Origin of the sequence: Microbacterium sp. Leaf320 (assembly GCF_001423485.1) — a bacterium.
GTDB lineage: Bacteria > Actinomycetota > Actinomycetes > Actinomycetales > Microbacteriaceae > Microbacterium.
In genome coordinates this window covers 35645-50951 of sequence record NZ_LMOD01000003.1, presented here as the reverse complement: position 1 = coordinate 50951, position 15307 = coordinate 35645, and the positions used below count along the sequence as shown (strand labels likewise).

17 protein-coding genes are annotated in these 15307 nt (G+C 67.8%); 11 read left to right on the top strand and 6 right to left on the bottom strand.

The genetic code is table 11. The features are described 5' to 3' along the window. Positions 1–39: 39 nt before the first annotated feature. The 3 genes from ASF63_RS10015 to ASF63_RS10005 are packed head-to-tail and all read left to right on the top strand — an operon-like array spanning position 40 to position 1275. On the top strand, positions 40–450 hold the full coding sequence (locus ASF63_RS10015) for a TadE/TadG family type IV pilus assembly protein (RefSeq protein ID WP_056513124.1): 411 nt from the start codon (positions 40–42) through the stop codon (positions 448–450). Beyond that, the gene (locus ASF63_RS10010) at positions 443–874 is read left to right on the top strand and encodes a TadE family protein (protein ID WP_235560766.1); all 432 of its coding nucleotides are present in this window, start codon (positions 443–445) and stop codon (positions 872–874) included. The genes ASF63_RS10015 and ASF63_RS10010 overlap by 8 nt, the downstream gene beginning before the upstream one ends. Next, positions 871–1275, top strand: coding sequence for a hypothetical protein (locus ASF63_RS10005; RefSeq protein WP_056513118.1), 405 nt, complete (start codon positions 871–873; stop codon positions 1273–1275). Before ASF63_RS10010 ends, ASF63_RS10005 begins: the two co-directional genes overlap by 4 nt. Before the next feature lie 28 nt (positions 1276–1303). On the opposite strand, the gene ASF63_RS10000 is transcribed toward ASF63_RS10005, so the two are convergent. Both ASF63_RS10000 and ASF63_RS09995 read right to left on the bottom strand, forming a co-directional pair. After that, positions 1304–1858: an NUDIX hydrolase gene (locus ASF63_RS10000; protein WP_082478041.1), complete on the bottom strand. Its 555-nt coding sequence runs from the start codon at positions 1856–1858 to the stop codon at positions 1304–1306. Beyond that, positions 1848–3086, bottom strand: coding sequence for an MFS transporter (locus tag ASF63_RS09995; protein ID WP_056514828.1), 1239 nt, complete (start codon positions 3084–3086; stop codon positions 1848–1850). The genes ASF63_RS10000 and ASF63_RS09995 overlap by 11 nt, the downstream gene beginning before the upstream one ends. 108 nt (positions 3087–3194) lie before the next feature. Here ASF63_RS09995 and prfB point away from each other — a divergent pair, with 108 nt between their 5' ends. Next, positions 3195–4304: a peptide chain release factor 2 gene (gene prfB / locus ASF63_RS09990; RefSeq protein WP_056312213.1), complete on the top strand. Its 1110-nt coding sequence runs from the start codon at positions 3195–3197 to the stop codon at positions 4302–4304. 7 nt (positions 4305–4311) lie between these two features. On the opposite strand, the gene ASF63_RS09985 is transcribed toward prfB, so the two are convergent. Beyond that, complete coding sequence (locus ASF63_RS09985) at positions 4312–5463, bottom strand: DUF2510 domain-containing protein (RefSeq protein WP_056513115.1); 1152 nt, start codon at positions 5461–5463, stop codon at positions 4312–4314. A 23-nt stretch (positions 5464–5486) separates the two neighbouring features. Next, on the bottom strand, positions 5487–6953 hold the full coding sequence (locus ASF63_RS09980) for a DUF2510 domain-containing protein (RefSeq protein ID WP_056513112.1): 1467 nt from the start codon (positions 6951–6953) through the stop codon (positions 5487–5489). Between the two features lie 138 nt (positions 6954–7091). Here ASF63_RS09980 and ftsE point away from each other — a divergent pair, with 138 nt between their 5' ends. The 3 genes from ftsE to smpB all read left to right on the top strand — a co-directional run bounded on the left by ftsE (position 7092) and on the right by smpB (position 9642). After that, positions 7092–8153: a cell division ATP-binding protein FtsE gene (gene ftsE, locus ASF63_RS09975; protein WP_056513109.1), complete on the top strand. Its 1062-nt coding sequence runs from the start codon at positions 7092–7094 to the stop codon at positions 8151–8153. Next, positions 8150–9064 (top strand): permease-like cell division protein FtsX, encoded by a 915-nt coding sequence (gene ftsX / locus ASF63_RS09970; RefSeq protein WP_056513106.1) that lies wholly within the window; start codon positions 8150–8152, stop codon positions 9062–9064. The genes ftsE and ftsX overlap by 4 nt, the downstream gene beginning before the upstream one ends. Positions 9065–9165: 101 nt before the next feature. Further along, positions 9166–9642, top strand: coding sequence for an SsrA-binding protein SmpB (smpB, locus tag ASF63_RS09965; RefSeq protein WP_056312202.1), 477 nt, complete (start codon positions 9166–9168; stop codon positions 9640–9642). On the opposite strand, the gene ASF63_RS09960 is transcribed toward smpB, so the two are convergent. Both ASF63_RS09960 and lexA read right to left on the bottom strand, forming a co-directional pair. Next, the gene (locus ASF63_RS09960; protein ID WP_056513103.1) at positions 9643–11502 is read right to left on the bottom strand and encodes a prolyl oligopeptidase family serine peptidase; all 1860 of its coding nucleotides are present in this window, start codon (positions 11500–11502) and stop codon (positions 9643–9645) included. A gap of 45 nt (positions 11503–11547) precedes the next feature. Continuing rightward, positions 11548–12234 carry a transcriptional repressor LexA gene (gene lexA / locus ASF63_RS09955; RefSeq protein WP_056513101.1) on the bottom strand — a complete coding sequence of 229 codons (687 nt, stop codon included), beginning with the start codon at positions 12232–12234 and terminating at the stop codon, positions 11548–11550. 282 nt (positions 12235–12516) lie between these two features. On the opposite strand from lexA, the gene ASF63_RS09950 reads away from it, so the two are divergent. The 4 genes from ASF63_RS09950 to hisH all read left to right on the top strand — a co-directional run bounded on the left by ASF63_RS09950 (position 12517) and on the right by hisH (position 15299). Beyond that, a complete protein-coding gene (locus tag ASF63_RS09950; protein WP_056513098.1) occupies positions 12517–12879 on the top strand; it encodes a LysM peptidoglycan-binding domain-containing protein in 363 nt (120 codons plus the stop codon). 73 nt (positions 12880–12952) lie between these two features. After that, positions 12953–14047, top strand: a complete 1095-nt coding sequence (locus ASF63_RS09945) for a histidinol-phosphate transaminase (protein WP_200934009.1) — start codon at positions 12953–12955, stop codon at positions 14045–14047. Further along, on the top strand, positions 14044–14661 hold the full coding sequence (gene hisB, locus ASF63_RS09940) for an imidazoleglycerol-phosphate dehydratase HisB (RefSeq protein ID WP_056513091.1): 618 nt from the start codon (positions 14044–14046) through the stop codon (positions 14659–14661). The genes ASF63_RS09945 and hisB overlap by 4 nt, the downstream gene beginning before the upstream one ends. Beyond that, positions 14658–15299, top strand: a complete 642-nt coding sequence (gene hisH, locus ASF63_RS09935; RefSeq protein ID WP_056513088.1) for an imidazole glycerol phosphate synthase subunit HisH — start codon at positions 14658–14660, stop codon at positions 15297–15299. Before hisB ends, hisH begins: the two co-directional genes overlap by 4 nt. Positions 15300–15307 lie beyond the last annotated feature (8 nt).

The following is a 15307-nucleotide window of genomic DNA, read 5'->3' as shown; positions in this document are numbered from 1 at the left end:
GATCCAACGCGTGTCGGGCATCTGACGGGCGAGTGCTTCATGCCCAACCCGACGATTCGTCGCCGACTTCTCGACGAACGCGGTTCGAGCCCTGTCGAGTTCGTGATGGTGGGGACCCTGCTCACCCTGCTCACCCTCGCCGTGATGCAGCTCGCTCTCGCGGTGTACGTCCGCAACGTCGTGCACGATTCGGCCGTCGAGGGGGCGTATCACGCTGCACTCGCCGACACGAGCCTCGAGGACGGCGCAGAGCGTGCGCGTGCACAGATCGTCCGTGCCGTCGGAGACGCGTATGCCGAGGACGTGACCATCGGGCGCTCGACGTCGCTCGGGCAGCCGACGATCGACGTGCGCGTGCGGACCACACTGCCGGTGATCGGGCTGATCGGCATCCCCTTCGCGCTGGAGGTGGAGGCCCATGCTCCGGAAGAGTCGTTCGGCGATGGATGACGACGGGTCCGCGGCTCTCGAGTTCATCGCTGTCGGAGTGGTGCTGCTCGTGCCGCTCGTCTACCTGATCATCGCGCTCGGCGCGATCCAGGAGCAGACGCTCGGCGCGGAGGCGGCAGCCCGACACACGGCTCGGGCCATCGCCCTCGCGTCGGATGCGGACAGCGCGGAGCTGAGCGGAGAACGCGTGCTCGCCAGCGTCGCAGAGCAATACGGCATCGACCCCGACTCGGCCGATGTGACCGTGACCTGCGGTCCCGAGATCGCGGCTTGCCCGTCCGCGGGTGCGACGATCACGGTCGTGGTCGCAGCGAGGGTCTCGCTGCCGTTCATTCCGGCGATCTTCGGGCTGGATGAGGCGGCATCCGTCTCCGTCGAGGGAACTGCGGTGCAGAAGGTCTCCCGGATGTGGGGTGCGGGATGAGTGATGACGACGGGAGCGTGCTGCTCCTCACGCTGGGATACGCGTTGCTCGCTCTCGCACTGATATTCGGGAGCGTGTGCGCCACCGACCTGTACATCTCCCAGAAGCGGCTCGACGCGCTCGCCGACGCGGCCGCGCTCGCCGGAGCCGACGGGTTCACGCTGGTCGTCGACGGGGCGACAGCGCGCGCCGACCTCTCTGACGAGGGCGTCAGAGAGCAGGCGATCGCGCTGGTCGTCGCGTGGCCAGGCGAAGCGAGTGTCGTGTCAGCCACCGCGCCCGACGGGCTCTCGGCCCGGGTGACGGTCGCCGCCGAGTGGAATCCGCCGCTGCTGTCGCTGTTCGTCCCCGACGGTGTGCGGCTCGAGGCGACGGGGACGAGTCGCACGGCGCTGAGATGATGCCCGGCCCGGCAGAGCCTGTCACCCGTCAGCGGAGAAGCCGGTCGTGCAATCGCCGCACGCGGTCGTCGAACCCCGGCGGAACCTGATCGGGGAGCGCATCGATCGGCCACCACCGCACATCCTCCGACTCGTCGCTCACGATCAGCGCCGCGTCTTCCGAGACGACGACGGCGACGCCGATGTCGAGATGCGAGGAACACCGGCCGAAAGCGGAGGAGAGCCCGTGATGATCGAGGTCGTACGCGAGAGGCTCGACCAGGCCCGACACGACGACACCGGTCTCCTCCCGCAGTTCGCGCAGCGCGGCATCCGCTATAGACGCATCGCCGGACTCGAGATGCCCGCCGGGCTGGACCCAGAACTGCCCCTTGGCATGGAACACGAGCAGCGTGCGGGTGAGTGTCGGATCGAACACGAGGGCCGACGCCGTGGCGTGGTCGGGGCCGTCGTCGCGAGATACGGGGCCATGCTCGTCGGGGAAGAACGTCGTGAAGTCGGCCCGCGCGGCCCGCTCATGGTCGGAAACCGCCGCGGCCCCGAGCACCAGACGACGTACATCTGCGGCAAGCTCACCGCTCATGAGGGTCCTCCTTCGTGCGGGGCACGAACCGGGGGATCCAACGGATGAACCCTCCGGCGCCGACCAGTCCGATCACGCCCATGGCCGCCGCCGCTATCGGCAGCGAGGCGATCGCGATGATCCCCGACACCATCAGCGGAGCGATGGCCCCACCGGCATCCGTCAACGTGCGCCATGAGCCGAGGAACGCGGCGGGTTCGGTCTTCGGAGCGACGTCGGCCCCGAGGGTCAGGAGGATGCCGCTCGAAAGTCCGTTGCCCACGCCGAGCACCGCGGCGAACATGCCGAACCACAGCACCGCGGCATCCAGGTCGTGGGTGAACGACATCGCGAGGAATCCGGCACCCATGAGGACCATCGCCGGCATCGCCGCCCAGAGGCGACCGAATCTGTCCATGACCTGCCCGCTCGCATAGAACAGGGCGAAGTCGATCGCTCCCGAGATTCCGACGACGAGGGCGATGGTCGACGCGTCGAGGCCGAGCGAGAGACCCCACAGCGGGAGCACGACCTGCCGCGCCGATCGTACGGCTGACAATGATGCGGCGGCGAGGCCGAGGCGGCCGAGCACGGCGCGCTGCTGCCACATCGTGCGGAAGATGCCCGTACGGCCGACGGCCGGAATCGAGCCGGTGACCGGCTCGCCGGAGTCCTCCGACAGGGGAGCGGTGCGAACAGGGGTGGTCGGCGCGATCGTCTTCTCGGGATCCGGACCGAACAGCACGAGAAGCACCATGACGACCAGGCAGCCGAGGAAGAACCAGATCGCTGCGGTTTCGGATCCGAACAGCTGCAGCAGCCCCGCGGCGACGAACGGGCCGACGAAGATTCCGAGACGGAAGCTGCCGCCCAGCAGCGAGAGCGCGCGGGCGCGGAACGCGATCGGCACCCTCGTCGTCATGAAGGCGTGACGGGCGAGACCGAAGGCGGCGGCGCAGAAGCCGAGGAGGAACACGGATGCCGCGAGGACGCCCAGCGACGGCGCGAAGACCATGCCGACACCCGCGCCGATCGCGATCACTCCCGCGATGACCATCGTGAACCGCTCGCCGATGCGCGATACGGCCCAGCCGGCGGGGAGGTTTCCGCAGAGCTGACCCACGACCAGCGCCGAGGCGACGAGCGCGGCGAACGCGACATCTGCCCCCATGCGCGCCGCGATCACGGGGATCAGCGGGATGACCGCGCCCTCGCCGAGCGAGAAGAGGACGGTGGGGAGGTACACCATCGGTCCGAATCGCCTCAGGACCGTGGATGCGTTGCTCACTCGTTTCACGCTACTCCCGTTCGAACGCCGTACCCGGCCGCACAGGCGGCACGTTAGGCTGGACGCGACATGCTCGAACTCGATCTCTCCGCCGACATCCAGGCCCTGCGACTCACCTACGGTGACATTCGCGAGGTCATCGACGTCGATACGCTCCGTTCCGACATCGCACGTCTCAGCGAGGAAGCCGGCGTGCCGGACCTCTGGGACGACCCTGAACGTGCTCAGAAGGTGACCAGCGCGTTGAGCCACCGCCAGTCGGCGCTCGCGAGGGTCGAGGGCATCGGCTCGCGACTCGACGACCTCGAGGTCCTGGTCGGGCTCGCGAACGAGATGGGCGATGAGGAATCGGCCGTCGAGGCGCGCGCCGAGCTCAGCGCTCTCACCGAGATCATCAATCAGCTCGAGGTCCAGACGCTGATGGACGGCGAGTACGACGAGCGCTCGGCCATCATCACGATCCGCTCGGGTGCCGGTGGCGACGACGCCACCGACTTCGCCGAGATGCTCATGCGCATGTACCTGCGTTGGGCCGAGCGCCACAAGTACCCCGTCAAGGTTCTCGACACCTCATACGCCGAGGGCGCCGGCATCAAGTCGGCGACGTTCGAGATCGACGCGCCCTACGCGTTCGGCACCGTCTCTGTCGAGGCCGGCACGCACCGCCTGGCCCGCATCAGCCCGTTCGGCTCTGCCGACAAGCGTCAGACGTCGTTCGCCGCTGTCGAGGTCATCCCGCTCATGGAGGAGGCGACCGAGGTCGACATCCCCGAGAACGACATCCGCGTCGATGTGTTCCGCTCGTCGGGCCCTGGTGGCCAGTCGGTCAACACCACCGACTCCGCCGTGCGCCTCACACACCTCCCGACCGGCATCGTCGTGTCGATGCAGAACGAGAAGTCGCAGATCCAGAACCGCGCCGCCGCCATGCGCGTGCTGCAGACCCGACTCCTGCTCCTGCAGAAGGAGGAGGAAGCCGCGAAGAAGAAGGAACTCGCCGGCAACATCACGGCGAGCTGGGGCGATCAGATGCGCTCGTACTTCCTCTACGGACAGCAGCTCGTCAAGGATCTGCGCACCGGACACGAGTCGGGCAACCCCGCTGCCGTGTTCGATGGCGATCTCGACGGCTTCATCTCGGCGGGCATCCGCTGGCGCAAGCGCAAAGACGAGGACTGAGCTCGTCTCAGCGGGCGGCGCCTTCGAGCGTTCCCGTGACCTCTTCGTAGTCGAACACGATGCACTGGATGGCGCGGTCGTCCATGCGCTTCCACGAGGTCTCCGTGGGCACGAACCAGTAGTTGTCGAGCACCGAGTCCGCGTACGGGATGCCGATGAACTCTTCGAAGGCGGCGTCGCAGCCTTCGGTCGCGAGGGTCTGCAGCTCGGCGTCACCGGGGAAGTCGCCGTCCGGCGCATCGAAGATGAAGTAGACCTCGTCGGTGTGCGGCTGATCGCACGGGACGACCGGAAGGTCGTAGACCTCGTCCTCCCACTCGACCAGGGGGAGGCAGTGTCCGACCTCGAGGTCGTTGATGTAGACCCTCTCAGTGCCCTCGGCCGCCGACTCGTCGGGTTCCTCGCCGTCCGATGAGGAGCCGGGCGATGATGTCGGTACTGTCGCGCCCGGGGCAGCCGTGCTGAGCGACAGGAGCATCACCGCGATCGCGACGATGCTTCCGAGCACACTCATGCTCATGCCGACGATCCCCGGCCACTTCGTTCCGCGGAGGAACACCGACACCAAGGAGACGACGAAACCGACTCCCAACAGCACCCAGCCTGCGATCGCGATCGAGGGGAAGCAGGACAGGATGAGTCCGATCACCGCGACGGCGAGACCGATGATGCCGAGAACAGAGAGCTTCGGCTTCGCCGGCGGGGGAGCCAGCACTCCGAAGGGAGCGGTCGCTCCCTGCGCGAGGTAGGCCGTGCCCTGCTGGCCGTGCATCGGCGCCTGACCCCAGACGGGCGCACCTGCAGGGCCCCCGGGGTGCGCATCGGCCGAATTCGCCGTCTGCAGAACGTACGGCGGCTCGAACGTCGCAGACTCGGTCGCGTGGGATGCCAGGCTGCCGACGACCGGATCCACGCCCGCCGTCGACTGCCCGGAGGCGTCGACAGCGGGCGTGGCGATGCCGTCAGCGGCGGTGTCCTGCGGTGCTACCTGCTGCTGTGGGGAATCCGGCTGCTGCGTGGAAACCTGCTGCTGAGTGGTGGCAGAAGCCGTCGCGGTGGTCTGAGCCTGCGCCGTGACGGTGTGCTCCGTCCACGCGACTCCGTCCCACCAACGCTGACGGCCTGAACCGTCGTCATACCACCCCGCCGGGGTCGTCATGCCTGGTGCTCCGTGCTCGAAGCTCAGCCGGCTGACGGAGTGAACGAGACGCGTGCGACCTCCTGCAGGAGCTCATCGGTGAAGATGATCTCGTACGAAGAACTCTGCGCGACGTCGAAGGTGATCTTGCCGTTGACGGTGTCACCGGCGGCGAGCTCCTCCGCAACGATTCCGTCGACGTAGTAGTCGTAGGTGCCTTCGGCACCTTCGGCGGTCTCGAGTGCGAAGTAGAACGGGTTGATGTAGCTCGTGCCCGAGATGCCGGTGAACGTGACGTCGAGGATCACGTAGCCGCCGTTGGTCGAGGGGATGCTCGATCCGTCCGACGTCGCCCACGTGGCCGAGTTGATCGTGACCTCGCTCGTTCCCGACATCTGCTGGATCGTCACGGGAGAGCCGAGCTCACCCTCGACGACATCCGTGGGGCCGGTGTCTCCGTCGTCTGTGCCGTCATCGGTACCGGGGTCGGTGCCGTTGTCGGTGTCGGAGTCGCTGGACGGCGGAGCGGTAGGCAGATCGCGCACCACTTCCGAGACCGTCGCGAACACGATGACGAAGAACATCACGATCGCGATGATCGCGCCGACCACGGAGAGGATGAGGCCCGAGATGCCCGGCCACTTCTTGCCCTTGAGGAAGAGGGAGATCAGCGACACGATGAATCCCGCGGCGAGCAGGAGCCATCCGAACCCGAAGATCACGGGGATGCACGACAGGATCGTGCCGAGGGCTGCGAGCCCGAGACCGACGATGCCGAGGATGGACGGCTTGGTGGGTGCTGCAGGTGCGGTGCCTCCGTACGCGGGCGGGTAGCCGCCGGCGACGCCGTAGGCCTGACCGGCCGGCGCGTAGGGGCTGGCGCCGGGGTGGCCGGGGGCCGCTCCCGGGTAGCCGGGTGCGGGATAGGCCTGCGTCTGACCTGCATCCGCGCCAGGGTAGGCGGGCGCGTTGCCGGGGTAGGCGGGCGCGGCGTTCGCGTACGGCGGGACGTTGCCGTCGAGCGGCGTGGTGGCGCCGGGCGCGGTGTATTCCGTCGACGATGCGTCGGAAGGAGCCTCGGGGGCTGACCACGATGCGGCGGAGTCGGGAGCTGCGACCTCGTCGACGGGCGACGAGGAGTCGGAGCCCGAGTCGGCTGCGACGGACTCGCCGGCGGGCGCGTTCCACGAAGGGCTCTCGACGGCCGCCACGGAGTCGAGCGAGGCCGCGGTCTCGGCGGCTGCTGCGGACTCGGGGGTCGTATCGACAGCGGGGGATTCATCGGCTGCGGCGGCGCCGTCATCGGTCGCTGCCGTGTCATGGCCGGCGGATGAGGACTCGGAGAGGGAAGGCTCTGCCTCGATCGCGGAAGGCTCTGCCTCGGTCGCGGAAGGCTCTGCCTCGGTCGTGGAAGGCTCTGCGATCGGAGCGAAGTGCTCTGTCCACTGCGTGCCGTCCCACCAGCGCTGACGCCCGGATCCGTCGTCATACCAGCCTGCAGGCGTCGTCATGGTTCCCCCTCGGAGTTGTGGTCCACGCAGACGGCATGGATCGGCACCTCCATGTATAGCAGTGCGGGACGACACTCCGGGGGTGCGCGGGGTGTCGCTCGCGAGCAGGAGACACGGCGCGCTTAGGCTCGAACAGCCATGATTCGGTTCGAGAACGTCACGAAGCGCTATCGCGGGACCTCACGCCCCGCTCTGTCCGCTGTCGACTTCGAAGTGCAACGCGGGGAGTTCGTCTTCCTCGTCGGTGCATCGGGGTCTGGCAAGTCCTCCTGTCTGCGACTGATCCTCCGAGAGGACGTGCCGACGACCGGCCGCGTCGCCGTACTCGGACGCGACCTGCGATCGCTCGCGAACCGCAAGGTGCCGTACTTCCGTCGCCACATCGGCTCCGTGTTCCAGGATTTCCGCCTCCTGCCCTCGAAGACCGTCTACCAGAACGTCGCATTCACCCTGCAGGTCACGGGCTCCTCGCGCGGATTCATCCAGCAGGCGGTGCCGGAGGCGCTCGCTCTGGTCGGACTCGACGGCAAGCAGAAGCGCATGCCGCACGAACTCTCCGGCGGAGAGCAGCAGCGTGTCGCGATCGCCAGGGCACTGGTGAACAGGCCCCAGGTGCTGCTCGCGGACGAGCCCACGGGAAACCTCGACCCTGCGACCTCGGTCGACATCATGCAGCTGCTCGCCCGGATCAACGCCGGTGGCACCACCGTTCTCATGGCCACGCACGAAGCGGCCTTCGTCGATCAGATGCAGCGTCGAGTCATCGAGCTCCGTGACGGCGAGATGGTTCGCGACGAGGTGCACGGCGGGTACGGTGACACCTCCAACATCCCCCGTCTCGTGCCCGAAGAGATCCGAGGAGCTGCGGCAGCCGCTGCTCTCACCGCAGTGCAGGAGGTGCAGCGCCAGACCGCCGACCTGTCCGTGGTCCGCGCCGCGCTCGCGGAAGAGCTCAGCGCACAGCGCAAGGCCGCAGCCGCATCCTCCGACGCCGTGCCCACCGCATCCGAGACCCCGGAGGCCCAGGCTGCTCCCATCGAGCCGCCGATCGCCGACGAGAGGCCCGCCGAAGCGCCGGCATCCGTCGGTCCGCTCACGCATCCCATCCTGCTTCCGCAGGTCGACGTCGCCGAGCTCGGTGTGGCAGATCGGCTGGGCCTCTCCGACGACGGTGCCGAGGAAGTGGGGCCGACCTCATGAGAATCGGACTCATCCTCACCGAGGCCCTCGGAGGCCTCCGCCGCAACATCTCGATGGTCATCTCGGTCGTTCTCGTCACCTTCGTGTCGCTGACGTTCGTCGGCGCCGCGATCCTCATGCAGGCCCAGATCGGCACGATGCGCGGCTACTGGACCGAACGCGCGCAGGTGGCCGTCTACATGTGCTCCGACCTCTCGGAACAGAAGACGTGCGTCGACGGCGGTGCCTCGGAAGAGCAGGTGAATGCCGTGCGTGCCCAGCTCGAGGGCGAGGCGCTCGCACCGCTGATCAGCGAGGTGAGCTACGACTCCAAGGAGGACACGTACGCGAAACTCGTGGAGCAGCTGGGCGAGGATCAGGCGAGCGTCATCACTCCGGAGCAGGCCTTCGAGGTCTTCTTCGTGACGATGAAGGACCCAGGGCAATCCCAGGTCATAGCCGAGGCGTTCAACGGCGTGGCAGGTGTCGAGCAGGTCACAGACCAGCTGCAGTATCTCGAGCCGCTGTTCTCCGCGCTGACGGTCGCCACGTACATCGCCGTCGGCATCGCCGTGCTCATGCTGATCGCCGCCATCCTTCTGATCGGCACGACCATCAGGCTGTCGGCGTACGCCAGACGCAAGGAGATCGGGATCATGCGCCTGGTGGGAGCCTCGAACCGCTTCATCCAGACGCCGTTCGTGCTCGAGGGCGTGTTCGCCGCCTTCCTCGGCTCTGTGCTGGCGAGTGCCGCGGTGGTCGCTGGTGTGCACTTCGGTGTGAACGGCTATCTGCGAGGGCGGGTCCCGTTCATCACCACCTGGGTGACGATGCAGGATGCCGCGGTCGTCGTGCCCGTACTGATCGGTATCGGCGTCGTCCTGGCCGCGCTGTCGGCCGGCTTCGCGATCCGCCGCTGGCTGCGCACCTGACCACGTCGCCTGCGGGTGCGTCGTCGGTATAGACTGACAGGCTGTCGTGCGCCCGGCATCGGGCTCTTGAACCATTGCACGACGCGGATCAGGAGAGAATCATGCCCAGGGAACGCGGGGAGAAGGTCATCGCGACCAATCGTCGCGCACGTCACGACTACAACATCGAGAAGTCGTACGAGGCGGGGATGGTGCTCACCGGCACCGAAGTGAAGTCGCTGCGTCAGGGGCGCGCGAACCTGAGCGACGGATATGCGTTCGTCAAGGGGAACGAGGTCTTCCTCGATTCCGTGCACATCCCGGAGTACTCGCAGGGCCACTGGACGAACCACTCCGCCAAGCGCATCCGCAAGCTGCTTCTGCACCGCGAGGAGATCGCGAAGCTGCAGCATGCCGTGTCGGCCGGCGGCTACACCCTGATCCCGCTCAAGCTGTACTTCTCCGACGGGCGTGCCAAGGTCGAGATCGCTCTCGCGAAGGGAAAGCGCGAGTTCGACAAGCGTCAGACCCTGCGCGAACGTCAGGACACGCGCGAGGCCGAGCGGGCGATGCGCCTGCGCAACCGCACCGGAGACTGATCAGCTCGACGGGGTGAACCCGAACGCACGCCCGAGGAACGCGAGCTCGCGCTCGAGGGCGTCGACGATCGTCTCGGTCGACCGGAATCCGTGTCCCTCGCCCGGGTACAGGACATACTCGTGATCGATGCCTCGGGTGTCCAGGGCGTCGCGTACGGCCTCCGACTGCGCAGGCGGCACGACACGGTCATCTGCGCCCTGCATGAGCAGCACCGGCACGTCGATCCGATCGACACGCGTCAGCGGTGAGCGGTCGACGTACAGCGCCTCAGCGTCGGGCATAGGGCCGACAAGGCCCTCGATGTAGTGCGCTTCGAAGTCGTGGGAGTGCTCGGCCAGCATCCGGAGGTCCGTGACCCCGTACCGGCTGATCCCCGCGGCGAAGGTCCCGCCGCGCACGAGAGCGGAGAGCACGGTCCAGCCGCCGGCGGAGCCACCACGGATCGCGATGCGCGCAGGATCCGCGACACCCGTCTCGGCGAGGCCTCTCGCGGCCGCGATCACGTCGTCGACGTCGACCACGCCCCACTCTCCGTCGAGTCGTTCGCGGTATGCGCGCCCGTACCCGGTCGAACCGCCGTAGTTCACGTCGAGTACACCGATACCCCGGCTCGTGTAGAAGGGGATCATGGCTGACACGGCTCCCGTCACGTGCGCTGTGGGACCGCCGTGGACGAGCACCACGTAGGGCGGAAGCTCTCCCGCCGGGGCCGAGGCTGTGGGGTGGGCAGGCGGATACGCGAACGCATGTACCGGTCCGTGCGCGCCGTCGATGAGGATCGGTGATGCCGGGGGCATCCATGCCGGGTCGGTCGGCTCTGCTCCGGTGACCGCGGTCACCTCGTCGGAGTCGACGTCGACGCACCACACGCCGGGTGTCGTGGTCGAGCTGTTGCCGGAGAGAAGGACGCGGGATCCCGAGACGTCGTCGACGCTGACATGGCCGTCGGCGGGTACGGCGAGCGTGCGGGCACTTCCGTCCGCGTCGAGCACGACGACCTCGTCACGTCCGTTCGTGCGCACCGCGATGATCCGGCCGTCGTCGAGCGGGCGGTACCAGCGGTTGCCCAGCACCCACAGGCCGTATCCCGTGTCCGCGTCGACGTCGTCGACACGGACGGCAGGCGCAACGCCGTCGAGACGGTCCAGCTCCTGGCGATGCAGAGCCCATCGGCCGCTCGGGTCGTCTGCGTACAGCAGCTCGTCGATGCCCGTCCACTCGGGTTGCAGGGCCGCACGCGTGGGCAGCTCGAGAGTTTCGACCCCATCGGAGATTGCGAGCGTGGCGCGCTGCCACGGCATCTGCGCGCCCGTCCACTGCACCCAGGCGGTCCGTGATCCGTCGGGCGAGAGCGCCGGATGCGCGTAGAAGCCCTCGCCCTCGACGACGGTCCTCACCAGCGTCGGGTCCGCCGCGGCGGAGCCGTCGACGGGGATCTCGACGATGCCGCGACGATGAGGCATGACGGTGAGGTCCTCACGGACGGCGAGGAGTCGCCCCTGCTGCAGTCTCAGACCGCCGTGGGCGGGGCCTGCGGGTGTCAGCGGCTCGGGCTCGTCTCCGCGGCGCATCCGGTGCACCCGCTGATCCTTCGCGTCGACGAAGTAGAGCGTGCCCTCGGCATCCGCAGTCCAGGCTCCACCGCCGTACTCGTGGACGCGGGAGCGGGCGCTCCACGGAGCCGGGAGGATCTCGACACCGATCGAGCTGCGCACGGTGAATCGCCCGCCCTCGGAGGGTACCGATTCACCCCACCAGATCTCCTCGCCGACGAAGGCCGAGCCGTCGATTCTGGGAGAGGATGCCGCGATTCGGGCCGCGGAGAAAGGGGAGGGCCAGGTACCGAACGGCGATGACATGATCCGAGCCTAGGCGTGACGCCTGCGTCGCGCGTTCGGGGGCTGTCAGACTGCGCGCAGTACCGCGACGATCTTTCCGAGGATGACGGACTCGTCACCGAGGATGGGCTCGAATGCCGAGTTGCGCGGCAGCAGCCAGGTGTGGCCGTCACGGCGGCGGAGCACCTTGACCGTCGCCTCGCCGTCGAGCATCGCCGCCACGATCTCGCCGTTCTCCGCGCTGCCCTGCGAGCGGACGACGACCCAGTCGCCGTCGCAGATGGCAGCGTCGATCATCGACTCTCCGGAGACCTTCAGCATGAAGAGATCGCCCTTGCCGACGAGCTGGCGCGGGAGCGGGAAGATCTCCTCGACCTGCTGATCGGCGGTGATCGGAACGCCGGCGGCGATCCGGCCGACCAGGGGAACCAGGGCGGCATCGCCCACGGGAGTCGCGACGTCTGCCGGGTTCTCGCCGCTCGTGCCGGGAAGATCGATCAGGACCTCCATGGCGCGGGTCTTGCCGGGGTCGCGGCGCAGGTAGCCGCTGAGTTCGAGCTGACCGAGCTGATGCGTCACGCTCGACAGCGACTTGAGTCCCACCGCGTCTCCGATCTCGCGCATGCTCGGCGGGTAGCCGTACCTGCTGATCGACGTCTGGATGACCTCGAGGATCGCCATCTGCTTGGGGCTCAGGCTCTTCCGGCGACGGGTGCGCGGGACCTCGGCGTCGGTGGCGGAGTTGTCGCTCATGGTGCTCCTCAGGTGTGCGACTCCGGCGTCTCAGTTCGAATGTCGGAGGCCCGTGGTGGGGTGTTCGTATCGAAACCGTATCCGAGAATCGGCCAGATGTGGAAGATCTGTTCGAGCGTGTCTTCTGATTCGCGGGTGAGTTTTTCGAAGAACGCTTGACAGATGTTCGAATTCGAAGATAACTTCGGAACGTAGCTTCGCATTCACGGCTCCCGGCCGAGGCGCGAATGCGAACGCTACGCCAACTTCACCGCTCACGCGGTAGATGCAGAGGAGTACGACATGAGCACCATCGCCTTCAGCAACGCAGCAGTCCTCCCGGCACGTCCGGCGACGAAGCTCCGCCTGACGGTGCGCGGTCGCCGCGTCGTGCTCGCGCTGGCCGCAGTCCCGCTCGCGGTGGGCATCGCTTTCGCCGCGCTGAGCGGCGGCAGTGCGATGGCCTCGGGTGAGCAGGTCACGACGGCTTCCTTCGCAACCGTGACCGTGATGCCGGGTGACACGCTCTGGTCGATCGCCGAGGGCATCGCACCCGGTGCAGACCCGCGCGAGGTCATCGGCGACATCACCCGCCTGAACATGCTCCGTGGCGGCGCTCTCCAGATCGGCCAGGAACTGGCGATCCCCGCGCAGTACTCGGAGTGAGCGATCGGCGCGGGCGACGAGCGGGCTTCATTCTCTGTCACCGCGCGCATCCGTGGGGTTCACGGCGCTTACCATGGGAAGGGTGACTGCATCACTCGCTGACCTCCCCCTTCGCGACGACCTCCGAGGGCTCACGCCGTACGGAGCTCCCCAGGCGCCGCTCCCGATCGCCCTCAACGTCAACGAGAACACGCATCCGGTTCCGGATGCCGTAGCAAGCGACATCCTCGATGACATCGCGGTCGCGCTTCGCGACGTCAACCGCTACCCCGACCGCGAGTTCACCACACTGCGCGAGGGCTTCGCCGAATACCTCGGTCACGGCCTCGACGCCAGCCGGATCTGGGCGGGCAACGGGTCGAACGAGGTGCTGCAGCACATCCTGCAGGCATTCGGCGGCCCTGGTCGTACGGCCTTCAGCTTCGCACCGACCTACTCGATGTATCCGCTGATCTCGCAAGGCACGGGAGCGCGATGGATCGCGGGCACCAGACAGCCCGACTACACGATCACACCGGACGAGGCGGCCGCACAGGTCGCGGAGGTCGACCCCGACGTCATCCTGATCTGCTCGCCGAACAACCCGACGGGCACGCCGCTCGGTCTCGACGTCGTCGAGGCCGTCTATGAGGCATCCCGCGGCATCGTCGTGGTCGACGAGGCGTACCAGGAGTTCGCTCCGCGCGACGCAGCCTCCGCGCTGACCCTGCTCGAGGGACGCCCGCGGCTCGCGGTCTCGCGCACGATGAGCAAGGCGTTCGCGTTCGCGGGCGCCCGCGTGGGTTATCTCGCCGCCGACCCGGCCTTCATCGATGCGCTGCGCCTCGTGCGGCTGCCTTACCACCTCAGTGCGCTGACGCAGGCCGCAGCCGTCGCAGCGCTGCGCAATTCCGAGATGATGCTGGGCATGGTCGAGGAGATCGTCGAGCAGCGCGATCGCATCTCGGCGACCCTCGAGGCGCTCGGCTACACCCCGCACGAGTCGTGGTCGAACTTCGTCCTGTTCGGGGGAGTTGCAGAGCCTCAGAAGGTCTGGCAGCAGCTGTACGACCGGGGAGTGCTGATCCGTGACGTCGGGATCCCCGGACACCTCCGCGTCACCGCCGGCACCGAGGCCGAGACCACCGCGTTCCTCGATGCCCTCGCCTCGATAGGATCGGCTTCATGAGCACCCCAGCCCAGACCTCGCGCACCGCCACGCGTGTGCGCAGCACGTCGGAGTCCACCGTCGAGCTCGAGCTGAACCTCGACGGCACCGGTGCGAGCCGTATCGACACGTCTGTGCCGTTCTTCGACCACATGCTGACGGCGTTCGCGAAGCACTCGCTCACCGACCTCACCGTGCGCGCATCCGGCGACACGCAGATCGATGCGCACCACACGGTCGAGGACATCTCGATCGTGCTCGGCCAGGCCATCAGAGAGGCGTTGGGGGACAAGTCCGGGATCTCCCGCTACGGCGACGCCCTCGTCCCGCTCGACGAGGCGCTGGCACAGGCCGTCGTCGACATCTCCGGCCGCCCGTACCTCGTGCACACCGGGGAGCCTGCAGGCTTCGAGCACCACCTCATCGGCGGTCACTTCACCGGCTCCCTCGTGCGGCACTCGTTCGAGGCCATCACGTTCAACGCCGGTCTGACGGTGCATGTGCGTGTGCTCGGCGGGCGTGACCCGCACCACATCGCCGAGGCCGAGTACAAGGCCTTCGCACGTGCGTTCCGCCAGGCCAAGGCGCTCGATCCTCTGGTCGACGGCATCCCGTCGACCAAGGGTGCGCTGTGAGTGCAGCTCCTCGGGTCGCCGTCTTCGACTACGAGTCCGGCAACGTGCACTCTGCGGTGAAGGCTCTCGTCGCGGCGGGGGCCGATGCCGTGCTCACGCGCGACCGCAAGGAGGCGCTCGAGGCCGACGGTCTCGTGGTTCCCGGCGTGGGCGCCTTCCAGGCCGTTCGTGACGCGCTGCACGCCCATGGCGGTGACGAGATCATCGATCGGCGGCTCGCCGGTGGACGACCTGTCCTCGGCATCTGCGTCGGCATGCAGGTGCTCTTCTCCCACGGCGTCGAGCGCGGCCACGATTCGGAGGGCCTCGGTGAATGGCCGGGAGCCGTCACCGAGTTGAACGCTCCGGTGCTGCCGCACATGGGCTGGAACACGGTCGAGTCCGGCCCCGACTCGGTTCTCTTCAAGGGGATCGAGAACGAACGCTTCTATTTCGTGCACTCGTACGCCGCGCAGTCGTGGGAACTCGACGTCATCCCGCCGTTCCCACAGCCGGTGCTGACGTGGACGACGTACGGCGACCCGTTCCTCGCTGCCGTCGAGAACGGCCCGCTCTCGGCCACGCAGTTCCACCCGGAGAAGTCCGGTGAGGCCGGTATCCAGCTGCTCCGCAACTGGGTCGACAGCCTGCGTTCCTGAGGCGAGAC

Bases quoted from the DNA above. Each gene is read 5' to 3' on its own strand.
- ftsX (WP_056513106.1), top strand. From the start codon at position 8,150: ATGAGAATCGGACTCATCCTCACCGAGGCCCTCGGAGGCCTCCGCCGC.
- ASF63_RS10005 (WP_056513118.1), top strand. From the start codon at position 871: ATGAGTGATGACGACGGGAGCGTGCTGCTCCTCACGCTGGGATACGCG.
- ASF63_RS09985 (WP_056513115.1), bottom strand. From the start codon at position 5,463: ATGACGACCCCGGCGGGGTGGTATGACGACGGTTCAGGCCGTCAGCGT.
- ASF63_RS10000 (WP_082478041.1), bottom strand. From the start codon at position 1,858: ATGAGCGGTGAGCTTGCCGCAGATGTACGTCGTCTGGTGCTCGGGGCC.
- ftsE (WP_056513109.1), top strand. From the start codon at position 7,092: ATGATTCGGTTCGAGAACGTCACGAAGCGCTATCGCGGGACCTCACGC.
- hisB (WP_056513091.1), top strand. From the start codon at position 14,044: ATGAGCACCCCAGCCCAGACCTCGCGCACCGCCACGCGTGTGCGCAGC.
- ASF63_RS10010 (WP_235560766.1), top strand. From the start codon at position 443: ATGGATGACGACGGGTCCGCGGCTCTCGAGTTCATCGCTGTCGGAGTG.
- ASF63_RS10015 (WP_056513124.1), top strand. From the start codon at position 40: ATGCCCAACCCGACGATTCGTCGCCGACTTCTCGACGAACGCGGTTCG.
- ASF63_RS09980 (WP_056513112.1), bottom strand. From the start codon at position 6,953: ATGACGACGCCTGCAGGCTGGTATGACGACGGATCCGGGCGTCAGCGC.
- ASF63_RS09950 (WP_056513098.1), top strand. From the start codon at position 12,517: ATGAGCACCATCGCCTTCAGCAACGCAGCAGTCCTCCCGGCACGTCCG.
- ASF63_RS09995 (WP_056514828.1), bottom strand. From the start codon at position 3,086: ATGGTGTACCTCCCCACCGTCCTCTTCTCGCTCGGCGAGGGCGCGGTC.
- ASF63_RS09960 (WP_056513103.1), bottom strand. From the start codon at position 11,502: ATGTCATCGCCGTTCGGTACCTGGCCCTCCCCTTTCTCCGCGGCCCGA.
- lexA (WP_056513101.1), bottom strand. From the start codon at position 12,234: ATGAGCGACAACTCCGCCACCGACGCCGAGGTCCCGCGCACCCGTCGC.
- smpB (WP_056312202.1), top strand. From the start codon at position 9,166: ATGCCCAGGGAACGCGGGGAGAAGGTCATCGCGACCAATCGTCGCGCA.
- ASF63_RS09945 (WP_200934009.1), top strand. From the start codon at position 12,953: ATGGGAAGGGTGACTGCATCACTCGCTGACCTCCCCCTTCGCGACGAC.
- prfB (WP_056312213.1), top strand. From the start codon at position 3,195: ATGCTCGAACTCGATCTCTCCGCCGACATCCAGGCCCTGCGACTCACC.